Annotated in this window: 25 protein-coding genes and 1 pseudogene; 4 read left to right on the plus strand and 22 right to left on the minus strand. The window is 31.0% G+C overall.

Features of this window, described 5'->3' with window-relative positions:
• Positions 1-38 precede the first annotated feature (38 nt).
• The 6 genes from ACKTS5_RS12450 to ACKTS5_RS12475 all read right to left on the minus strand — a co-directional run bounded on the left by ACKTS5_RS12450 (position 39) and on the right by ACKTS5_RS12475 (position 6,424).
• Positions 39-1,409: a phage portal protein gene (locus tag ACKTS5_RS12450; RefSeq protein WP_408044205.1), complete on the minus strand. Its 1,371-nt coding sequence runs from the start codon at positions 1,407-1,409 to the stop codon at positions 39-41.
• Positions 1,410-1,414: 5 nt separating this feature from the next.
• Positions 1,415-2,962: a PBSX family phage terminase large subunit gene (locus ACKTS5_RS12455; protein ID WP_408044206.1), complete on the minus strand. Its 1,548-nt coding sequence runs from the start codon at positions 2,960-2,962 to the stop codon at positions 1,415-1,417.
• Positions 2,963-2,991: 29 nt separating this feature from the next.
• Positions 2,992-3,435 (minus strand): hypothetical protein, encoded by a 444-nt coding sequence (locus ACKTS5_RS12460; RefSeq protein ID WP_408044207.1) that lies wholly within the window; start codon positions 3,433-3,435, stop codon positions 2,992-2,994.
• A gap of 27 nt (positions 3,436-3,462) precedes the next feature.
• Entirely contained in the window at positions 3,463-3,600 is a 138-nt protein-coding gene (locus ACKTS5_RS12465) for a hypothetical protein (protein ID WP_408044208.1), read from the minus strand.
• A 970-nt stretch (positions 3,601-4,570) separates the two neighbouring features.
• Positions 4,571-5,668: an alanine racemase gene (locus ACKTS5_RS12470; RefSeq protein WP_408044209.1), complete on the minus strand. Its 1,098-nt coding sequence runs from the start codon at positions 5,666-5,668 to the stop codon at positions 4,571-4,573.
• Positions 5,669-5,983: 315 nt separating this feature from the next.
• Positions 5,984-6,424 (minus strand): GNAT family N-acetyltransferase, encoded by a 441-nt coding sequence (locus ACKTS5_RS12475; protein ID WP_408044210.1) that lies wholly within the window; start codon positions 6,422-6,424, stop codon positions 5,984-5,986.
• A gap of 1,028 nt (positions 6,425-7,452) precedes the next feature.
• On the opposite strand from ACKTS5_RS12475, the gene ACKTS5_RS12480 reads away from it, so the two are divergent.
• From ACKTS5_RS12480 to ACKTS5_RS12490, 3 genes and pseudogenes are all read left to right on the plus strand, one after another.
• Positions 7,453-7,983 (plus strand): DUF3575 domain-containing protein, encoded by a 531-nt coding sequence (locus tag ACKTS5_RS12480; protein WP_408044211.1) that lies wholly within the window; start codon positions 7,453-7,455, stop codon positions 7,981-7,983.
• A gap of 1,530 nt (positions 7,984-9,513) precedes the next feature.
• A complete protein-coding gene (locus tag ACKTS5_RS12485; RefSeq protein WP_408044212.1) occupies positions 9,514-9,759 on the plus strand; it encodes a hypothetical protein in 246 nt (81 codons plus the stop codon).
• Positions 9,760-9,912: 153 nt separating this feature from the next.
• Positions 9,913-10,047, plus strand: a pseudogene (locus ACKTS5_RS12490) (transposase); the annotation flags it as partial.
• A 4-nt stretch (positions 10,048-10,051) separates the two neighbouring features.
• On the opposite strand, the gene ACKTS5_RS12495 reads toward ACKTS5_RS12490, so the two are convergent.
• Positions 10,052-10,792, minus strand: coding sequence for a hypothetical protein (locus tag ACKTS5_RS12495; protein ID WP_408044646.1), 741 nt, complete (start codon positions 10,790-10,792; stop codon positions 10,052-10,054).
• Between the two features lie 2,350 nt (positions 10,793-13,142).
• Positions 13,143-13,334, minus strand: a complete 192-nt coding sequence (locus ACKTS5_RS12500) for a hypothetical protein (protein WP_408044213.1) — start codon at positions 13,332-13,334, stop codon at positions 13,143-13,145.
• A 194-nt stretch (positions 13,335-13,528) separates the two neighbouring features.
• On the opposite strand from ACKTS5_RS12500, the gene ACKTS5_RS12505 reads away from it, so the two are divergent.
• Positions 13,529-13,753, plus strand: a complete 225-nt coding sequence (locus ACKTS5_RS12505; RefSeq protein WP_408044214.1) for a hypothetical protein — start codon at positions 13,529-13,531, stop codon at positions 13,751-13,753.
• 6 nt (positions 13,754-13,759) lie between these two features.
• Here the strand turns inward: ACKTS5_RS12505 and ACKTS5_RS12510 are convergent, their stop codons facing one another.
• The 14 genes from ACKTS5_RS12510 to ACKTS5_RS12575 form a co-directional block, all read right to left on the minus strand.
• Positions 13,760-14,809, minus strand: a complete 1,050-nt coding sequence (locus tag ACKTS5_RS12510; RefSeq protein WP_408044215.1) for a nucleoid-associated protein — start codon at positions 14,807-14,809, stop codon at positions 13,760-13,762.
• Between the two features lie 87 nt (positions 14,810-14,896).
• A complete protein-coding gene (locus tag ACKTS5_RS12515) occupies positions 14,897-15,127 on the minus strand; it encodes a cysteine peptidase family C39 domain-containing protein (RefSeq protein ID WP_408044216.1) in 231 nt (76 codons plus the stop codon).
• Between the two features lie 289 nt (positions 15,128-15,416).
• Entirely contained in the window at positions 15,417-15,584 is a 168-nt protein-coding gene (locus ACKTS5_RS12520; RefSeq protein ID WP_408044217.1) for a hypothetical protein, read from the minus strand.
• Positions 15,585-15,596: 12 nt separating this feature from the next.
• The gene (locus ACKTS5_RS12525) at positions 15,597-15,782 is read right to left on the minus strand and encodes a hypothetical protein (RefSeq protein ID WP_408044218.1); all 186 of its coding nucleotides are present in this window, start codon (positions 15,780-15,782) and stop codon (positions 15,597-15,599) included.
• Positions 15,783-15,890: 108 nt separating this feature from the next.
• A complete protein-coding gene (locus ACKTS5_RS12530; RefSeq protein WP_408044219.1) occupies positions 15,891-16,295 on the minus strand; it encodes a hypothetical protein in 405 nt (134 codons plus the stop codon).
• Between the two features lie 59 nt (positions 16,296-16,354).
• Entirely contained in the window at positions 16,355-16,546 is a 192-nt protein-coding gene (locus tag ACKTS5_RS12535; protein ID WP_408044220.1) for a hypothetical protein, read from the minus strand.
• 58 nt (positions 16,547-16,604) lie between these two features.
• Positions 16,605-17,063: a hypothetical protein gene (locus ACKTS5_RS12540; protein ID WP_408044221.1), complete on the minus strand. Its 459-nt coding sequence runs from the start codon at positions 17,061-17,063 to the stop codon at positions 16,605-16,607.
• 12 nt (positions 17,064-17,075) lie between these two features.
• Positions 17,076-17,585 carry a DUF551 domain-containing protein gene (locus tag ACKTS5_RS12545; protein ID WP_408044222.1) on the minus strand — a complete coding sequence of 170 codons (510 nt, stop codon included), beginning with the start codon at positions 17,583-17,585 and terminating at the stop codon, positions 17,076-17,078.
• A gap of 13 nt (positions 17,586-17,598) precedes the next feature.
• On the minus strand, positions 17,599-17,796 hold the full coding sequence (locus ACKTS5_RS12550; protein WP_408044223.1) for a hypothetical protein: 198 nt from the start codon (positions 17,794-17,796) through the stop codon (positions 17,599-17,601).
• A gap of 10 nt (positions 17,797-17,806) precedes the next feature.
• The gene (locus ACKTS5_RS12555) at positions 17,807-17,947 is read right to left on the minus strand and encodes a hypothetical protein (RefSeq protein WP_408044224.1); all 141 of its coding nucleotides are present in this window, start codon (positions 17,945-17,947) and stop codon (positions 17,807-17,809) included.
• Position 17,948: 1 nt separating this feature from the next.
• Complete coding sequence (locus tag ACKTS5_RS12560; protein ID WP_408044225.1) at positions 17,949-18,248, minus strand: hypothetical protein; 300 nt, start codon at positions 18,246-18,248, stop codon at positions 17,949-17,951.
• A 34-nt stretch (positions 18,249-18,282) separates the two neighbouring features.
• Entirely contained in the window at positions 18,283-18,528 is a 246-nt protein-coding gene (locus ACKTS5_RS12565; RefSeq protein WP_408044226.1) for a hypothetical protein, read from the minus strand.
• 86 nt (positions 18,529-18,614) lie between these two features.
• Positions 18,615-19,181, minus strand: coding sequence for a hypothetical protein (locus ACKTS5_RS12570; RefSeq protein WP_408044227.1), 567 nt, complete (start codon positions 19,179-19,181; stop codon positions 18,615-18,617).
• Positions 19,182-19,222: 41 nt separating this feature from the next.
• Positions 19,223-19,471 carry a hypothetical protein gene (locus ACKTS5_RS12575; RefSeq protein WP_408044228.1) on the minus strand — a complete coding sequence of 83 codons (249 nt, stop codon included), beginning with the start codon at positions 19,469-19,471 and terminating at the stop codon, positions 19,223-19,225.
• Position 19,472: the final 1 nt, after the last annotated feature.

Raw genomic sequence — 19,472 nt, forward strand, 5'->3', positions numbered from 1 at the left:
ATTCTTTTTTGGCTGATATAGCCCTAACGAAATAATCTTTATTCCCCTTCATCTGGTTTCTTTTCAGCTTCAATCTTTTTCATTTCCTCATCGGTATTAGCTTTCCCTAGGAGATCAATTGCCGTTTCTCTGGACATAATATTCCCTGTTACTGCAGTTGTAAGTGTAGTAACCAATCCTGCTAAATCACTTGGAAGTATGCTTGAAAACTGAACATCGTAGTGGAGCCCCTCAGAAGCTTTTTTTAAGCTCATATTTACCTTAGTGGTAATTCCAGAAATAATAACATTGATAATTCTTTGAATATCTGTTCTATTGTCGCCTTCATTCATTTTAGCCTTAAGAATAGATCCTAAGAACATTAATTCTAATGCGACTCCCGACACATTACCAATACCTTTAAGGTTGTTGAAACTTAGATTAGGAGTATCTGAAAGCGAGTAAATAAGGTTTTCTAAAGTTTTTTGCTCGAGCTCAACCGATTTGGGCGCATTGTCATGGGGCAAGAACTTTGCATCTCCATACATTGGTTTGTCATCTTCATCGTACCCTAATGGAGCATTAAGCATTTTACCGTCTGAATCTCTATCCGGCATTCCTTGAACCTCTCCTTTGGTAAACAACAATGGAGAACCAGAATAGTTATTTGAAGCTCCTAATTTTGAAACAGAAGTTTCGTATCTATCAATTAACTCCTTCACATCATCGTATTCAGGTTGACTTTGACTAAAATAGATTACAGGAATTTTAGAAAAACTATGAGAGTCTCTTGACTCCAAAACCCATGAGTTGGTCTTTTTGTACTTGTAAACTATAGTTTCATCAAAAGCCCACAAGTTTTCGACATCTTTACCGTTTATCTTGGTTTTAAAGGACCAAACAAACAATACCATATCTCCAAACTCATCGAACACAGGCCAAAAAGAACCTGACTTGTAGTTAAGCACCTTACATTTGATTTTATTCTCAGTACCTGCAATTTTCTTCACTTGAAACACCAATGCGGATTGTGTCTCGCTCCTTTGATACTCTTTTATTTTCTGTAATTTAGAATCCAGACGGCATTCTTTCCAAACATCTTCTACGGCTTCCGTCAATTCATTAACTTCTGAAGGCTTTAAAACAACTGGATTCCCAAATTCAAAAGCAACACTCGTTCGAACAATTTTTTTATTGAATGAGATTGGTATTCGAATTGCTTTAACTGTTCTATCCCTCCCTTTCTCATCTTTAACAGTCTTGTCTTTTTGTGTAAAACCAATTTGCGTATCTCGAATAGTTCTGTCTTTTTTGAAGTATTCTTTATGAAAGTTTTCTAAAAGCTCTTTATCCTTTTTCGCACTTGAAATCTTCTTCAATAAATCATCAGTTAAGCCTCCTGATTTAAATTTGTCTAATAGTTCCTTCATCATCATTAAATATTAATTCCTAACTCGCCTAAACTTCTAGCTTTTGTTCTTCTGGACTTCTTCTTCTTTCTTCCGGTGTATTTGTTGTATTGTTCTTTGTAGTATTCACATAAGAAATAGTCATCTGTATCGGTTAAGTGCCCGTATTTCTCGTAAGTTATTTTTGTAACTGGGTGTTTCGTTTTTTCCTTATGCTTTGTCCCGTCAGAGGCTTCCTTAACGCTCTCGTAATCATCTATAGTCTTTGGGCATTTAGACGAGACGTAATACGATACTCCTGGTATATTGAACGCGAAAATGTCATTGATAAATTCCCCGCGATCATGTGGATTTGGGTTTTTGGTAGGCAATCTCCTAGTGTACGAGTAATCATGGTCCTCCAAATAGTCCTCAACAATAGTGAAGAAATTCTGACCTTTCTCTAACTTGGCGTCAGCCTTTAATGAAGTCCTGTCTCCGTAGATAAATATCTTCTTGTTATGATCTCTGTATTTCTTTACAAAAGCCTTAAGGGCGTGTCTTAAAGTGTTTCTTGGATGCTCAAGGCAGATTTCATCTATTTTCCATGTGGCCAGACCTTCGCCTTGATATACTGACAGCGAAACATAAGGATTCGTGTTTTCATCAAAGGAAATATGTAATGGTAATTCTAAACTATATTCATTATCCTGAACATTATTCTCCGCTTTGAAAGATTTATAGAATTCTCCACCGCGATTAAGCTTACCCCAATTACCTAAAGCGTAAATTGAAAAGAAATTGTAATCAGTCTTCTTGTCTAGTTCAAAATCGGCTATTGTTTGAATATCCTCAAAACCAAACTTTCCACATGGTGAACCAACAACCCAAAAGTTATTTAAATATGTGGATTTAATTACAACGAAGTTTGGAGGATAAACCTTTCCTTTTACCTTTACTTCCCCTCCTTCCCACTTCTCAGTTACATGAGTGTACTTCTCATCAATATTGAGTCGTAAAATTCCATTGTGGTCCACCAGAGAATTAGAAAGCTCATTTCTCTCTTCGTTGTCGAATACTTTCTTCTTTATCCAATGCTCCTTGTCAATTGGATTAAACATGCAGATAATCTGCTGTCCTGCCATTCCTCTTAATCGCTTCCTTATCTGCTTGAAATCAGCAAAATCGAATTCTGAGACTTCTTCCAATACAACTCTCTTAAAAGATGAGATTCCTTTTATCTTTTCGGGATCATCCAGACCTTTAAATACTATTTGTGCACCATTGATACACTTTATCTTCTTCGCTTGAATTATAAAGAAATGCTCAAGGTTCAAAGAATATATGATGTTCTTGAAATCCTTGTAAATAGTTTCGTCTATTGTCGCGGACACCTTCCGAAAGACTAAAGTATCTGACCCCTCAATTAAGGACGCAATTATTATAATGGCCTGAGCTACTGAATATGACTTTGCAGAACTAGAGCCTCCATAACACCAAATAAATCTTCGATTTATGTTTCTCAACTCTTTCTCCAGATGATGGAAGTTTGGATTAAATAACTTCCAATTGAACTTCAACTTTACTCTCGGCATCTCCTATCTCTCCTCTATACTTCTTCTTCCTACTCCTCTTCTTCTCCTCCTACGTAAAAAGTGGTAACATCTGCCTTTACCTCTTTCTTATCTGTCATTCCGTTCAGCCTTTGAGTAATACTTGGGTTATAGACATTGAGCAACCCTCCAACAACCTGGTCCTCGCGTATTTCATTTTTTATACGCAAACAGACTGGAATGAAGTCCTTGTATAATCCATCTTGATTTTTGAAATATTGAACAATACACCCGTATGGCTCATAACAAAAAGTTTTGAAGCCTTCCATTGTCTTTGGTACCTTCAACTCTACATCTCTTCTTGCCCCTTCCTTTCCTGCAAAGTAAACTTTTATCCATTCCTTGGATTGTCTCCTTAAATCGTCTTTGTATTGCTCAAAAGCTCTGTACAGATCCTCTGGTCTTTTAAATATCCGTGTAGGGTGAATATTTCCATTCTTCTCTCCTTTCGCCATCTTCCTTCTTTCCCCTTTTAAATAGTTCTACATCGATACTTTCAATTGCTTGTCTTCGGATGCCTGAAGAACGGCCGCACCAATTAAACTGTAATCAGTTGTCTCCTTCATCTCTCCCTCGATATTGACAAACACTTTACATTCTTGGATAAGTATATTGTCCATAGTACATCAATACTTGAATTTGTTAATGAATAAAAATCTGTAAATAAAAAATCGGTGCTCTAGAACGAGCTAAAAATCTATGTGCCTAAAGAGGTTAGGTCTTAAATCGCTATGTACAAATATACGAAAAACAAAGGAGAATTGAAAAAAAACATCCCAAAAACCATGAAAACCCTCATTATAAAAACATCAATTTTATCGAAAAAAATCACAAACGAAAATATCTAGAAAAATGCAATAAAGGTGTTTTTCCTTTTCTTAAAACTTCTGAAAAACCTAATTTTATAAATAGTGTTACAGAACCAACTATATCAAAGCTCAACTATTCATATGTAACTCAAAAATGATATAGTTGGTTTTTAAGCTATTCTTGAATAATATAAAATATTTAATTCCCAGAAAGTATTATCATTCTAATCCATTTATTTATCTCAAAAAAAATACGAGACAATTTTATCAAAAAAAAACGTCTCGCATATCACTAAAAACTAACCTGAATTTAACTAAAAATAGTAAAAATAACACTATTTCTCCCTTTTTTTCGACTATTAACTCAATTGTAAAGTTAAAATGACAATATCCTAAGTTCATCTGTAATAGACTCATACAACCATTTTAACTACTATTTAGAAAAAACAGAATTCTTCCTAAATTATAAATTTCCTCAAAAATTTGTAAGGATTAAATTAATCGAAGACTAAAAGAACAACTTTGCTACAATATCAGTTTAGTGCAAAGAAGTTTAAGGGGATAAAAGACTGTCAAATTTGACAGTCTTATTTTTTTAGTTAAAATCCATTTATTTCAAATTTATTCAGTGAATAGGATAATTTTAAACTTCGTGGTTAAAGGAACTTTGTTCTTGTGAAGAACCAAATTTAATTTTATTAGATTAGATGAAAAATATCTTTAAAAGAATCACACAGTTATATAGATTATAACATAATACTTTGATTTATCTGCCCCTGATTTAATCATAAATTTTATCAATGAATTTTGAATTTAACAATCTTGCTACTGCCATATAATTAGGTTTAAATCTAATTTTATCACCAACCTTATATTTCACCTGACCTGAAGCCTTTCTATTTGTTCCAACATCAATAACTAACATATCTGAGGTAATACCAACAAAAGACAAATCCTTATCCTCGACTTCAATATCTTTTTTATCCACATCTAATAATCCAAAATCTAGTATGGCCTTATATGAAGTTTCCTGTACATTGTTTTCATCAAACTCTACAGTATGCCCTATATTAGCATCACTAATAATGCCATCTGGTACAAGATGTTTTTCTTTCAATTCAATGATATTTGCATAAAACTCAAAAGTATCTGTATTTAAATCTTTGAATTTCTCTCCACTCAATGGACTAATTCCGAAAAAAATAGCCTCTCCGATTCTAAAATGATTAATATCCTTTGGTATGACTCTATTTTCTACTAAAGGAAGAGTAATCGATGTTCCTCCAGAAATATATTTCAAGTTCTTTTGGAATTTTGCTGAAATAAGCTCTTTATAAAGAGATAATTGCAACAGCTTATCATAGGAAGGCTCTACCCCATACATACAACCTAGGTTAGAACCAATTCCTATTACCTCAATATTTGAAAGGTTAAAAACTTTTCTATAGAATTCTAAAATATCTTCTCTATTCACACCCTCTCTTAACTCGCCTAGTTCAATCATAATAATAATCTTATGTATGATTCCTAGGCGCTTTGCAGAACAATTTAAAGCCTCAATTGTAGACAATGAACTATTTAAAGAGATGTCTGCATACTTAACTATTTCATCTGAATAAATTACAGCAGGTGGTTTTATATATATTGTTTTAATATTTGGATTTACTTCTCTCAAGTTTCTCAAACTAGTTAACCTTGAATCTCCTACTGAATGAATTTTACTAATCAATTTTTTTGTCAATATTTTTTTCAAAAACACCTTATCTCCAGAAAAGACTTTGGTAACTAAACTCCATTCAATATTATTGCTTTTAAAATAGCTATTTAGATAATTTATATTCTCCCTAATTCTATCTGTATGAATTACTAATTCTGCCATATTATTTTCGTTTACAAATGGGGTTATACAACTACACATCTATTTATTCATAAATTATTGTCCAGAATCTCCGTATAATCATCTAATCCCAATATTTTATTGACATTCTTTCTATATCTTGAAATTTTTTAATCGATACAATTAAAGCTTTAGAGTATTTCATCTCTTAGCCATACTGATCTAGATTTTCAAACTAAAAGTTTAAATATCAATTAATTTAAATCACAATAATTAAATTTTGTGAAATTTTATACTATGAATTTATTTCTCCATGCCTTTTACTGTTTTATCTTCCTCATTTTCTCCATAATACGATCATCGTTTTAAACGCATCTCCAAGTATGGATTTGTAAAACCCAATTTTTCGTATAAAAATTTTGCCGGATTATCCTTTTCAACATGTAAAGCAATATCTCCTTTACAATTTTCTATAGCATACTGCATTAACTTTTTTCCTATACCTTTTCCTCGACAGCTTTTATGAGTAGCTATGTATACAAGAATATTTTCTGGTATATACTCACCCATTCCTGTTTTATTAATAACCACAGCTCCTATCAACTTTTTCCCTTCCTCTAGAGTAAAAATATAACCACCTTGTCCAGAATTCTCTTGAGCTGAATACTCAATTGCTTTCTGAATCGCCTGTTTGGGATCACCATACTTCTCTAAATGGATAAATAGAAAGTCAGCTACTCTTTCAGCTTCTTCTGTGGTTATTCTATTAACCGTATCGTAAATTTTATATTCCATCATTTATATAATTATGTTTATTATGAAAAAGCATTTACAATTAACCTACTTACAGAAGTAACAACCAACTATGATAAGTAACAGAAAATAGCATTGACCTATAAATAGGTAAATGCATTCTTTAATTAAAAACAAACGCTTATGACCATCTAACCGTTAACATATTAACCATTTTGTTCGAAACAAAAAACAGCGTATCATTAACGTCTGATGAGTTGAATTAATAGAAAAATTTGTTACTTTATGGAAAGTAATAAATCAACTATCGAAACTTTATTAAGAAAGTGTAGGTGGGATGAATTTGTCAGACTGATTTCGGAAAACAAGGAAATTAAAGCTAAAAATCCGTTTATTTTTTTTGTCTTTAAGTTTTTTTATCATAGATACTGCAAAACTAAACATTAATAATGTAAGTAAAAAACTTTTGCACAAATAGTTAATAAAGAAGGTTTCAAAGTGTGTCTATGTCTGAACAGATTACCTTCCTTAATCAGAAGGGTGACTTTTTGGTGATTTCAGATTCTGTCATCTAATTTCTATCAATGATTTAAAAGTTTTTGATAGTAATACGTGAATAACCTTGTACCATTTGTAACTTAATCCCAATTTTAATAGACATTTTTGAAATTTTATTTGTATTCAGTGATTTCATCCAGCCCTCTAACTTTTATGGTTATCCCTCATATCATATTTAGGGTTTTTACCTATTTCAAAATAAAATTAAATTTCTTAATTTAGTCTCTGTAGTAGTAAGTAGTCCTGTGAATTAATTCACAGTTCAATTTTTTTTTTCATTTTCAAAGTAGTGGTTAGCTATGTTGAAAAACAAAAAATCACATACTTCAAAACATATACACCACAACATAGCTAACCTTTTTCTGAACTAACTCCATTGTCAGAATTGAACTAAAAAATTCTAAGAACTGAATACTTAGATTTGTATAATATTACTTTCATATTGTTAAATTTTTGTTATTATCAAAATAATAATACATTTGCTTTTTTATTAACAAAATTTAACAAATTAAGTCATGAAAAAAGTATTAGTGGTTATTGCTATGTTAGCAATAGGATTTACGGCAAACGCTCAAAAAAATGTAATTAAAGCAAACCCATTAGGATTAGCTTTCGGTGTAGGTGATTTCTCTTATGAAAGAGTTGTATCTGATAGCCAATCTTTCGAAATCGGTTTATCATTTGCTTCTGCAAAGGTTACTTCAGGAAATGAGGTAGTAAGCTCAAGTGCAATTGGAGGAGAAGGAAAGTATAAATTTTATTTTTCTTCTGAAAAAGACGCTCCAAGAGGATGGTATGCTGCACCTTTCGTAAGTTATGCTGTTTCTTCTGCAAGTAATTCCGCTGGTACCGATATCGGGTTCTCAACTTTCTCAGGAGGTGCTTTAGCTGGATACCAATGGGTATTTGGTGGAGGAGATTCAGGATTTGCTTTAGATTTAAATTTCGGAGCACAGTACATGTCCGTTTCTGCTACGGAAAGTACTTCTGTAAACATCCAAGGATTTTTACCGCGTTTAGGTCTTTCTATCGGTTATGCTTGGTAAAAATTGACATAAAAACAAAGGAAAAGGGATCGTTTACGGTCTCTTTTTTTTATTCTTTTTTTAAAACAATATTTCTCACTTCTATAATTTAAAAAATTAACTAACTACGTAAATAAAAAATGAGTTAAGACATAAAAAATACTTAACTCATTTTAGATATTACTACTTACAAGAGTAGTGGAACTAAGGGGATTTTAGTTTTTAATTTGATTCGCAAAAATATAAATTTCCTATGAAATCATCTTCAGAACCTTCAATATATTTCACCTGTGTAAAAACTTGCGTGTTTTTCCTATATCCCCATAAATTAAAAATCATTAACTTTCTAAGGAAAATGGATTCTAACTAACTATATCAAATTAATACTCACTTTTTACTATGTAACTTAAAAATGATATAGTTAGTTTTAAACTGTTTTCATATACAAAAACTATATTTATGCATTAATAATTTATTTCAAAAATGAGACGAGACAATTTCATCAAATAAACGTCTTAACTTTCACTAAAAACTAACCTGATTATTAATAATAAGTAATAAAAACGGTACTAATTCCATTTATTTTCGACCATTAACTTTTTTGTATAGTTAATATACAATAACATAAATTGAACTCCCATTAACTTCTCCAATATCTCTGACTAATTTTTTTTAAAAAACAGTTTTTTTCCTAATTAAACATATTTCAAAAACCTGTAAGGATTAACTTAATTAACTGCTGCATAAAAACTTTGTTACAAATTCAACTTAGTTCAAAGAAATTTATGGGATTAAAGACTGTTTTTTTCGACAGTCTCTATTTTTTCAAATTATTAATCCATAAATATCAAAATTCTACACTTGAAAAAGACAACTAAATATTCGGTAATTTAAAATATAATTTACTAATAATATATTACACAAAATGATAGACAAGTAAATCCATTATACAATCTTGATAAAAACTTACCCTGTACTGCAACAAAAAAAGAGCCTCAAAAGAAGGCCCTTACATTGAATCTAATTTTAATAGTCTATCATTTTATGTATCCAAATCAAACGTAATTTATTTGTTTTTCTATATTTAACACCATTGATATCTTTTATCGCGAAAACAACTCTGAAACGAATTTTATCACTAATCAAAGTCTAAAGAAAGAGAGTTTGGAAAAAACAATTTAATAAAAATTACTAAACTCTCTTTCTCTTTTCTTCTTCTCCTTCCCTTTTCCTCATTTTCAAGTTTGATACTCCAAATTTCATGGATATTTTTGAGTAAATAGTAACATTTCGTTAGATCGACAGAATATAACGTTCAACGACGTTTTGATGCTGATAAATCAAATTTAAACACTCTAAGACAAATCCAATCTATTTTATCAAGCCAAAGTTCAATACATTTTAGTTTAAACAACTAAACGACAGATATCGAAATTCTATCTATTCGAATATTATTTTCAACTAAAAAACTAATGTTAATCCCACAAGCATATCTAAATTCGTCTCAAATACCTAAACTCTTATTTTATTCACTTAAAACAGTTGACATCCATGAAATATAAGGAAGCCCTGAAAACCAAAAAAACGATTCCATTCAACCTAGAATTTAATGGAATTATATACTATACAACAATAGTACCTTTTGAGGAGGATGATTTTTTTGACTTTTTAAAACATCTCCTAGAACAAAATAATCTTTCAGATAAAAAAGTAGTTAATTATTCTAAGAACAATAAATACAAAATTGCTTTCCTACATCTTTCTAAACCAATGATATTAAGATTCAATTATCAATAATTGTGATTAAAAAAAATTGATCTCCTCCCCAATTTAAGTACTGGTAGAAATTAGAAAATCAGCGCTATTTGATCTCCTCTCATTAAATCGGACAGTATAGGATTAGAGAGTTTAAAGTAAAAAAATATTTAAATTTAACTAAATATATTACTTATGAAACAATCAAAATTTTGTGAATCACAGATTGTTTTCGCCATAAAACAGTCAGAAACAGGAACACGCATATCAGATATTTGTCGAAAGACGGACATTTCAGAAACTTCTTTTTACAACTGGAAAAAGAAATACATAATTACTTTTTATAAAAGATATACTCATCAGCATAATCATGAAAACTTATCATTTTCGAGCTCTCATCAAAGTTTATTACTATACTGCTTGTATTTAATGAAATAGAAGTAGAAGAAATCTTATGATATGGGTACAGAGACATATCCGACGGAGATGTTGAAATATATTTTAATATAATTTGATTATCTTGAAAAACAGAAATCTTGTACTTAACCGTAAACTGAATATTATTGTACTGTTCTAAAGAAGTTACAGAATAATCCTTACTAATTTTAAGTTTGTTTCTAATTGTTCGATCATGAATTGAGTGGCCAGGATGATTATGATCATATGAATTAAAATTCCATTCTCCAATAAAAATTCTACTTCCTTTTATCGGTTGTACTATTTGAAAATAATCAGAATCTGAATTTGACTTAAACTTATAATTTTTCCCGAAATTACTTACACTACCATCCTCTGTGTAAATATCAATAAAATAGTCTTGAAAATTAACATTATTTGATAGAGAAAACCTACCTCCATTATCAAAATTTCCTGAGAAAAATGGTGCCCTATCATTTAAATAATCATCTTCACTGAGGTAAATCACAACTTTTAAATCACTTACATTTATACTACCGTTGATGACATTATTTACATCATCAATCTTTAAATTTATATAGTGGTTTGAAACACTTTCATCACCTGAAGAACAACCTAATAATTGTATACATATAAATAATAAAATAATTTTTTTCATACGGTATTTAATTTTAAAACTTCAAAAATATATTTTTTTTCGTGGTAACAATTATAATTGCTTCCTTATTTAAAACTTCAATATATCTATAGCAAATTGAGATAATAATCTTATGCAATTAGTTAAGCATGTCTTTTGATTAGGCAACTGCTCATCTACCAAAAACCACCTATAATCTAAATAATTAAGCCACTTAACGATTAAACAAATTCTATCACAAAATATTCATTAGTTTTGAATAAGCATGGTTAAGTAAATGAAAGAAACTTATCGCACAAAATCTTTTATTTTTTTTCAGTTTTGAGATAAGTTTCTTTCTTCAAAAAATAAGTCCCCCCGACTTTCCCCGGATTAAATAATTCAACAATAATCGTAAAGAGTCAATTAACTTTGACTCTTTTTATATACATTTCAAAAAATAACAAGGTCATATTTATTTTCTTTCATAAATTCCTTCTAGAATCAATAATATATCCCAAATTAATTTATACCATCTAATATTGCGAGCAGATCAGAATTTAACTTTTTTTCATATATTAGGTGTCATCATATATGATCAATTTCTGTTTAAAATTCAATTGACTCTAACAATCAATCAAAAAAGGCCTCGGAATCGAGGCCCTTTTATTAGGGGAAAATTTTCAAGGGGAATTATATCAATTATCTGATGAAAAAATTACTGAAAAACACTTTTAATAAATCTAATCAATAACATTCAATAACTATATTCACATCTCAGAATAATTTAATCAAAAATACTTTTTTCGAATATAGTTTAAATCGAATAATAGACTAAACAACGAATTATATCGTTCAATTACATAATTCTTTAGATAAAACCTTATTAAGGATTGTATAACTTATAAATTTCAAAGAAATATACTTTTTAACTATAGTTAACAACCTTCTAACGACATACTCACTTGGCGTCATCGAAAAAAAGTAATTTTTCAGAGTGTAATCATTAAATTCATGATGGTTGGAATTATGAAAGAAATCTATTTTTCAAAAGACTCGTAACAATATGAACGAATAGATTTCTTTCTTTAAAAAAGAAAACTCCCCCGATCCCTGTTTATTCCCTTGTTTTTATATATGAGCCAAATTATTTTGGCTCTTTTTAGTTTCTTAACTCAGAAAAACAAAACATTCGGAGCCACTCATTGCTATCGCTACCACAAAACGTATTTACCTGAATCATCAATTAAACTTCACAAAAGATTCCTCAGTACTTGTGGCCTAAACTCAGCCTTACATTTACCCTGAAAACTACTTCTTTCATCGAAACTACAATACTCGATTGAACATTTCAATTACTTTTGTTTAGGAAGGTTTAAGAAAAGGAACTCATTTTACATACCTACAACCTTTTTTATCATAATAGTAAATTTGAGTTTCTTTCCTTCTATTTGTTAGACATATGGCAAGGCTAACTATCAAATTAACTTTACCTACAAAAATTAACCATTTACCATTACTTCTTTACCATTAGACTAAAATACATTCAATTGAAAATTATTCATTTATAATTTTGAATGATGAATATATTTTTGAACTAGATCATGAATAAAATTAATCAAATAAAAAGAGACTTTTTAGAGTATTTTCAAGTAGTTCTATACAACAAAATCAATCATTCGAAACTACATAATTCCCGTCATTTAGTCATAGGAGAATTATTAAAGCAATATAATTCAGCTTCAAATCTTGATCAATTAATAATCATCCTTTTTAATAAGTATCTTAAAGAAAATAATCTATCATATCAGATAAACAGAAAAAATCTACTCACTGATTTAAATCATGAAATACAAAGCATAATTATTAACATAATTTTCATTTAACAACCTTTTCATAGTTTAATATTTCATTATTCTTAAAATTACTAGTTTCCATTGCTATCAAACCACCAAACCCACCCCGCTTTTTAACAACTACTTAATACAATATCATCTTTAATCATCGACACTTATATACTTGTCAACTAAAAGATTAAGCTATTTAACGATAAATCTATTTCAGCCTCCAAATTATTAGTAATTTTGAGTACACGGTTTTTTGAAAGAAACTTATTGTTACAATTTTATTAAAATCACAATTCGGTCTACAATAAGTTTCTTTCTTTTTTATACTATTAAAACTGTTCCTACACCCAGTTACCATTCAAAATTATTTTTATCAATAAACCTTTATTTATGATTACTCCAGAATCGTAAACAACTATTACATATATTTTTGTTCTTATTTTTTTGGTTATATTAACAATAATTACAGATTTCAATATTTTATAATAAAAAGCCCCCCCTGTAGACCAATTGTAAAAAAAGAATTACACTGATTAAAAAAAATATTACTTCCTTCTCTTTCTATTTGTTTCAAGCCATTCCAACAAAGTTTCGGAATTCTCAAAAATCTCCACTTTTTGTTCTCCATCCTCCCAGAAAACAACTTGGGTAGTGTATTTATCTACTACATTGATGGATACTAATTCATAATCACCAATTAGTTTCGTTAATTGATCAAGTGCGTTTTGTAAAATCATTTTTTCTTTTGGTTTTTGTGTCCTTATAGGACTGGTTAGTTTAGATTTTTCTTTAATTTTTTTTCAAAGCAACTATGATCTTGTAAGAATGCTCTGATTTATTTTTTACAAAAATAAGTTACTTTTATTTGCAAAACAAGATGAATTGCAAATAAAAGCAACCTATATTTGTATTTATGTGTTACTTTTGTGTTATGGCATTAAAAGCAAATAGATTTTTCACTGTTTCAAAACCAAACAAAGGCGTGATTCTTTGGGATACCACCTTAAGACCTCTTTGCGTAAAATTGAAAGAATATGATCCAGAGGCATTAAGCTTCTCTTCATTAACAAGAAAAATGAAAGGTGAAGATGAATTCAAATTTATATTCACCACTCGCTCAGGGGTAACCTACATAATTCAGAAGCTTGTTAGATAAGCGAAACTACTTCTCTGCGTTGTAAAACACTTTGTAGTATTTCATCTTTTTCTCCTCATCATATCCCTGTTCTAGGTATTCCGATGGAGCGTCCGGTGCATCGACATCAATTTTTATCTGGATATTAGTATCGAGCTTGATGTCAGTTTTTAGTTTACTTTTCTCCTTTTTTAATACTGCATCCGATACTTCGAAATTATTCCTAATTAAGACATCGTTGAGTTTTTCAAAGTGCTTTTTGTAGTCTTCAAATAGACTTTTGTGTTTGTCTTCTTCAAAAACACCGTCTTTAAAATCGTGGTAGTCTACACTCTCGTGTTCCTTAAAATAGTCAACGGTATTGGCTAAAAAAGTACTTTGTTCTTGCTTTCCAAATTCAGGTTTGATAACCTCTTCAGAAAATTCTTTACAAAGCTCCAGATAGTTCTTAGTGTGAAGATTTCTATCGTTGGCGTAATTAACACCTAAAAAGTTCTTGATCCAATACTGAGCATCGTAATTGTTATTATCTATTGAAAGAACAACCCTTCCCTCGGCATCCGTGGTATTAAGAATAAGACATCCCTTGTCTAACTTTGAGGTTGATATCCCCTTCTGGACAACCATATCAAAATTATCATTGTCTAAAAAAGTTTGTAGAAAACTAACTTTGCTTTCTATTTTGAAAATCCCAATAGCCTCGGTAAGTACGTCTTTATATTCAATTCCTTCAAGGTAGACTACAATGACATCTCCCGTTTTGATATTGGCCGAGTTAGACTGTTCGTAGAGGTGGTTTACAATTTTCTTTGATCCTTCAATAAAAGATTCCTCGTCTTCAAAAACACCATCAGTATATTTGTTTAATTCATTCAGACGAATATCCGAATTGTGGTTAAAACGATAACTCTGAGTTACGCTCCCGAACGGCTTGAGTAAAAAAGGAATTAAGAGCTCATAGCTTTCCTCATCGAACCTCACTACTTCCTCCGAAAAGGCATTTTGACCACTGTTGTACTTATTACCCACCTTGTGAATAATACATTTTGAGATTTCTGCTCGTGTTCTTTTAATCATTTTATTTGATGTTTATTTAATATTAACCGGTTCCTGAAAAGAAACCAATTGGCTTGTTATTCTTTATGATATCCGAGTAACGGATGGTTATTGTTTTCTGAATTTTAGATAGTGGCTAATTTTGTAGTGATTCAAATATTCACTTACAATCCCTACTGCCGGATCAAAAACCTTTTTTTCATCGATCTTGATTACGAAGTGCCCCGAGGTATCGGGCTTCTCCATGCGCATTATACTATTGCTTGGAACTTCAGAAATTTCGAAAGGTCCTGTGGCCATGAGAGTACTATACCCGTTCCCCTCTAAATATCTCTTCAAATCTGGATTTAGATTTGTGTAGTAAATCTTTCCCAAAGACTTACAGACCTCCTCAACTGTTTTGCCTAATATCATCGCCAAACAAGTCTGACCGCATTGAGATGATCTAAAAGGTTGAGCGATGAATTTTATTTGTTGTGTAATCATTTATACTTTGTTTACGCGGAGGGAATGCTATTACTTTAAGTTTTCTCTATGTAATGAGTAAGCAAAGAGTACAGCAAGTATTCCCTCTGATAAAAATGCTATTACTCCAACAACTTGATCTAAATTTATTTCACCCATAAATTTAAATTTTGTGAATTCCGAAATTATCGTCTTTGATCGCTTCTTCCGTGGCTTCTACAACCTCTTGTAGCATTGCAATATTTTCGTCTGTCCAAAACTCTGACTCAAAATCGTAACCGTGCTCCTCGGCTAATTTTTCTTTTACTTGTTCAATTAATTCATTATTCATAATTTCTACTGTTTAATTTGTTATTAGTCCAGTTATCATTGTAATGATAAACACACCAAATAACAATTCTGATTTTGTCATTTCTGAAACTAATTTTTCTGGCTCAGGTATAATACTTTTATCACTACATGAAACGAAAACTATTAATACTAGAATCGCACTAACTATAGCTATCTTTTGCTTTTTACTTGGTTTCATTTATCTACAATTATTTTGATTTCAAATAGTCCTTAATAACCGCCCCAACAAAAAAGTATAGGGCGATTAATAACGGTACTCCTACTAATAATAAGACTGTATATTTCATTACTTATTAGCTTCTAAAATTGGAAGTCCAGCCTCAGTTGGTATATATATTCGCTCTCCCTTACCTTCATTAAGCCCTTGAATCATTAAATATTTCAAATACTCATCATTTCCTTTTAAAGATTGCCCTATAATCCTATTTGCTTCAGCAACTCCTTTTGCACGTTCAATTTCGACCTGAGCTTGTGCTTTTGCGATTTTTACTTGCGCTTCAGCTTTTAAACTTGCAGCTTCATTTTCTGCTTTGGCTTCTTCAATCATCGCTTTTTTACTGGATTCAGCTTCGAGTAAAATTTGACGACCTTTACTTTCAGCATCTTTTTCAGCCTGGTCCCTATTAAATTGCCAGCATGAGGTTAATGTAATTGACATTAATGCGATTAATAAATAATTTACTTTTTTCATGGTATTTCTAATTTTGCGTTAATATTTGCGTTTTCTGGAATAGGTCAAAACCTACAGTTTTAATTATCTCTAAGTTGTTCAAGTTCGTTTGTTATATTATCCCATTCGTCAGTATCTATAACAACTTTACCGTACTCAGCTTCCAAACAATTTATTATGGGAATTAATCCATGAAAATCATTTTCTTCTATAAACTTTTCTAATTTCTCTTTTACTTCTTGGTTTCTTGTTTTTTCTATAATACCACTCATAATATTTTACTTTTTTATACGACCACTTAAATTAGGCTGATCGATTAACCTACTGTTTTTAAATTATTTCCTCTTGGTACCTATAGCCTGAAAAATGAATTAAAGCTAGAGGTTGTAAAATATTTGCTCCCTTAAACCAATCTTTAAAGTCTGAATACTCTAATCCGTCATTTTGTGCTAATACGGCTTGTGAAAAAGTTGTAATTCTATGACCACTTTTACTGACAACTGAGCTTAAATCTCTTCGATACTTTTCTAATCCTATTCCATCAGTATTAACAAAATTGAATACTTCTTTTTGTGATGATCTATATGGTTTACCAGTCCAAACCCTAATTGAAAGACAAGCGTTACCTTTGTTAATCTCATCAAAACGTTTCTCCCATAAACTGTAATTCTGCCTTAAAGTGTGCTTTTTAGTTTTATCTTTTATAGACTGAATAAAATTTGTTGGCTCTCCAGATTTTTTATGCTTTTTAGGAAAATTCTCTGATATAATTAGCACGTATGTTTTCATAATTTCTACAGTTTAATATTCCTCGTATGAGATTATTATTGCTTCTTCTGAATCTAAAACTTCTCCTCCTTCTTCTTCTCTCCATTCTACTGTAGTTTCTTTTAAGCTTAACACAGGAGAATTAAAAATCTCATCTGGAAGGTTTACAAAAACAGACCTGTTTTCGTCATACTTGCTTAGTTCTTCAATTAGTTTTTTTACTGTCATAATTTTATTTTTTGCGTAGCTGAAATGCAACAGATTTTTAGTTGTTGGTAATTCAGGAATCTCTCTCCAAAATGTAACAGAATCGGGATGTAAAATTGCTGGAACAGCAAAATAGACACCTTTCAAATTATGGTAGCCTGATAAAGACTTAGGACCACCTACCTGTGTTTCTTGTTCTAAAAAACCAACAGTCGCTATATCAACGTAAGGTTTTTCACCTTTTCTCCATTTCCTGTAATCTCTAACTATTAAAACTTTTGTGTTTGGTTCAGGAAGCTTGTCCTTTGTGCTAATCCATTTATTATTATCATTCATTATTCCTACTGTTTTAAAATACTCCTTGTAAATTCTCAAACATTACATACAATTCTTCTGTTGTATATAAGTTAACTTCGTTTTCTTCAATTGTTAACTCGAACTCTGGATGCTCTTTGTTCAACTCCCAGTTTAAATCTGTTCCGGTTGGAATAAACCAATTATTGTTTATCCAATCTGCAAACTCTATTGCGCGTGGTGCGTTTATCATATCTCTTTTATTACACTAATTTTAATTTTTGTTCTAACAAATACATTCGTTCTATTAACTCTGAATGTTCCTCTGGACTATTCGACACATAATTCGGGCAATTGTCGTTTATCCACCAGAATAGCCTCCACCAATTTTTTGAATATCTCATACTACAGTTTTAAGGTTTCTTCAAATATTAAAGCGCAAACGGCCTCCTTATCCTCTTGACTTGGCTTAAAACTCCCCATTAAAGCTCTAGCATAAATGAATGCTTTTTCTTTCCAAGTTCCTTTTACATCATCCTGCAGTTCAAATTGACCTCCTTCAAAAAACAGCTCATTAAATTTCGCTCTTCCTTTCGTTAATGTTCTTTTGTTGGCCTCTTCAACTAGTTCGGGTATAGTATCAAAGGTGGGAAAAGCCATATCCACACCTGTAACATCCGGGTAAATAACATTTGATAAATCCATTTTTTATTTGTTCAGGTTGTTAATTTTCGTTTTACTATAAATGAGTTAGAATGTGAACTTTGAACATTACCCCATCCTTTAGAGCAGTAGAAGGCTTAATCCACCATTCGCATTCTCCATACAATTGTAATACCCTTTGAATTTTATTGATCTGTTTTAAATAAAATTCATCTTTATCGATGTAAATGATATCTCCTTCAATACGAAGAAGCATTTCTCCTTCATCTACAATCTTACCGAGCTTTTCAATTAAATCTGAGTAAGTCATTTTTGTTTTCATAATTTGCTTGAATTAGGCGTAAGGAGGGTGTCATAAAACCCCTTACGCGGTTAAATGTAATTTGTAATTGTTTTGTGAATTTTGTTTTATTTATCGCACTTTCCGACGTGTGCGTTTAGAGCATTTTTGGTCTTGAATTGACGTTCGCATTTGGGACATTGCAAGCTCATGAGTTCGCTAATCTCTTGCTCCTTTTCGGTGATCTCCCGCTCTATTTCGCTTCGCATTCGCTCTTTTTCGCTAATGACTCGCTCCAGTTCGGTAATGGTTCGCTCATGGGAAGCTTTCTCTTTGCTGTATCTGGTTACAAATACGCTAATGAGGTTGAAACCTACATAGGCCATGAAGCAACTTAGAAAAACTATCACAAAGATTTCACTCGGGCTTTCCTTTTCAAATACACCAAATACTAAGAGAAGAACTACGGCATCCATGGTCGCTATTACGTAAGGAACCCATTTGTTTATTTCGTTGACTGAAACGATAAGTAAACCTGTACTTAATGCTGAACCGATGATGAATGATGTCGGAAATCTTAAATATTCATGTGCTATTACGCTTTGAAGAATATCCGAAAACAAGAACCCTAATTTTACAGCATAGCCGAAAATGTAAGCCAACACGGATACCGAAACAGTTCTTAAACTGGTCATTTTATCCTCTAGGGTTAATCTTTGATTTGAATTTGTGATTTTCATTTTTCTTTGTTTTTCTTCTTGAACTTCTTTAGGTCTGATTTGATTCTTTTAGCGTAATACAGGTACTTTTCTCTGATATCCTCATTAATTCCTTTGGAGTTGAAATACATGGTTGAATAAGTGTACTTGGAACCGTTATTGTTGACTTGGATTTGCATTCCATTTCCGCTTACAACGGGAAAGATTTTCACACCATTTTTCAAACATAAACTCATCGCTTCCGATATATTTTCAAATAGCTTCATA

Origin of the sequence: Tenacibaculum litopenaei (genome assembly GCF_964514025.1) — a bacterium.
Classification (GTDB): Bacteria; Bacteroidota; Bacteroidia; order Flavobacteriales; family Flavobacteriaceae; genus Polaribacter; species Polaribacter litopenaei.